Here is a 2,645-nt window from a genome sequence, read left to right as displayed (position 1 = left end):
AAAGATCAGCAGCTTATACATATTTCAAACATCGGCATGACAGTCACTTCAATAGGGGAAGAAGTGTTGGAAAGTCTTTCTAGTGTAATGAGGGAAGTAACGGGTATTAACGAAATGGAGCAGCTACTGCAAAACAAACTGGGCATTAGCCGAGTTATTATCGTAGCTGGAGACAGTGATCATTCTCCATGGGTAAAAAAAGAATTAGGACTTGCAACAGCAAATTGTATGAAATCTCTTCTTAAAGGAAATAATATCATCGCAGTTACTGGTGGGACTACTATGTCTTCCGTTGCTGAGGCGCTAACACCTGCAATCTCAGATAGCGAATTATTATTTGTTCCTGCTCGTGGTGGAATAGGAGAAGATGTAAAGAATCAGGCAAATACAATTTGTTCGCTGATGGCAGATCATACTGCATCGAAACATCGAGTTTTATACGCACCAGATGAGGTCAGTGAAGAGATGTATAAAAGCATTTCCACAGATCCTCGAATAAGTGAAGTATTAAAACTTATTCGTTCAGCAAATCTTCTAGTTCATGGGATTGGCGAGGCGCTGACAATGGCAAATCGCAGAAATACAAGTAAAAGTGATCTAGAAAAAATTAAACATGCAGAAGCTGTTGGTGAAGCATTTGGGTACTACTTCAATGAAGAGGGAGAGGTTGTCCACAAGGTTCAAACAATTGGACTGCGACTGGAAGACTTATCTTCTGTACCTAGTATTATTGCTGTAGCTGGCGGAGCATCAAAATCAAAGGCTATTCGTGCTTATTTTAAAGAAGCACCACCTTCAACTATTTTAATAACAGATGAAGGAGCCGCTAAACAGTTGATATAATGGGAAATCCCTTTATATATTTAATACTCTTAAAATTAGAGGAGGAAAATTAAAATGACAGTAAAAGTAGGAATTAACGGTTTTGGACGTATCGGACGTTTAGCATTCAGAAAAATCATGGAAAACCCAGAATTAGAAGTGGTTGCAATCAATGATTTAACTGATACTAAAATGCTAGCACATCTTTTAAAATATGATTCATCTCAAGGAACTTTCCAAGGGGAAATTGAAGTACATGAAGGTTACTTCTTAGTAAACGGTCAAAAAGTTGTTACAACTGCTGAAAGAAATCCAGCTGACCTTAAATGGGGAGAACTTGGTGTAGATACAGTTATCGAATCTACTGGTTTCTTCACAACTAAAGAAAAAGCAGAAGCTCACATTCAAGCAGGTGCTAAAAATGTTGTTATCTCTGCTCCAGCTACTGGCGAAATGAAAACAGTTGTTTACAATGTAAACCATGATGTTCTTGATGGAACTGAAACAGTTATCTCTGGTGCTTCTTGTACTACTAACTGTCTTGCTCCAATGGCACAAGTACTTCAAAACAAATACGGTATCGTATCTGGTTTAATGACTACAATTCACGCTTACACTGGCGACCAGAACACTTTAGATGCTCCACATCCAAAAGGTGACTTCCGTCGTGCTCGTGCAGCTGCTGAAAACATTATTCCTAACTCAACTGGTGCTGCAAAAGCAATCGGTTTAGTATTACCTGAATTACAAGGTAAATTAGACGGTGCTGCTCAACGTGTTCCAGTTAAAACTGGTTCTTTAACAGAGCTTGTTACTGTTCTTGATAAAAAAGTTACAGTTGAAGAAATCAATGCTGCAATGAAAGAAGCTGCTAACGAATCTTTCGGTTACACGGAAGAAGAGCTTGTTTCTTCTGATATTATTGGAATTAGCTATGGTTCATTATTCGATGCAACACAAACAAAAGTTATCACTGTTGGTGATCAACAACTTGTTAAAACTGTTGCTTGGTATGACAACGAAATGTCTTACACTAACCAATTAGTTAGAACTGTTAAGCACTTTGCACAACTTGCAACAAAATAATTCCCTTTCAAATGGAATTATGTGCGAGTTAATAAGCACCCCCTTTAATCTAACAGCGGAAACAACTTTGTTTCCGCTATTTTAAAAATATGCAGTGGAGGGTACCTATAATGAACAAGAAAACAATTCGTGATATCGATTTAAAAGGGAAAAAAGCTTTCGTTCGCGTTGACTTTAACGTACCAATGAAAGATCAACAAATCACAGACGAAACAAGAATTCAAGCTGCACTTCCAACTATTAACGCATTAGTAGAAAGTGGAGCAATTGTTATTCTTGCTAGCCACTTAGGACGTCCTAATGGTGAAGTAGTAGAAGAGTTACGTTTAACTCCTGTTGCAAAACGTCTTTCAGAATTACTAGGTAAAGAAGTAGTAAAAGCTGACGAATCATACGGTGAAGCTGTTAAAGCACAAATTAGCAAGTTATCAGAAGGGGATGTAATCCTTCTTGAAAACGTGCGTTTCAATGCTGGTGAAGAAAAAAATGATGTAGAATTATCAAAACAATATGCAGAGCTTGCAGATGTATTTGTAAATGATGCATTTGGTGCTGCACACCGTGCGCACGCTTCAACAGAAGGAATTGCTCATCATATTCCTGCAGTATCTGGTTTATTAATGCAAAAAGAGCTTGATGTTCTTGGAAAAGCATTATCAAATCCTGAACGCCCATTCACTGCTATCATCGGTGGAGCGAAAGTTAAGGATAAGATTGGTGTAATTGAAAACCTTCTT

At 37.8% G+C, this 2,645-nt stretch carries 3 protein-coding genes; all 3 read left to right on the top strand.

Annotated elements, in window-relative coordinates:
• The coding region (locus RTL21_RS01655) for a sugar-binding transcriptional regulator (RefSeq protein WP_312092674.1) at positions 1–843 on the top strand (843 nt) is incomplete at its 5' end.
• A 54-nt stretch (positions 844–897) separates the two neighbouring features.
• Entirely contained in the window at positions 898–1,908 is a 1,011-nt protein-coding gene (gap, locus tag RTL21_RS01650; RefSeq protein ID WP_047943784.1) for a type I glyceraldehyde-3-phosphate dehydrogenase, read from the top strand.
• A 110-nt stretch (positions 1,909–2,018) separates the two neighbouring features.
• The coding region (locus RTL21_RS01645; protein ID WP_312092667.1) for a phosphoglycerate kinase at positions 2,019–2,645 on the top strand (627 nt) is incomplete at its 3' end.

It is taken from the genome of Niallia sp., assembly GCF_031978665.1.
GTDB lineage: Bacteria > Bacillota > Bacilli > Bacillales > Cytobacillaceae > Niallia.
This window is presented reverse-complemented; position numbering and strand designations above follow the sequence as displayed.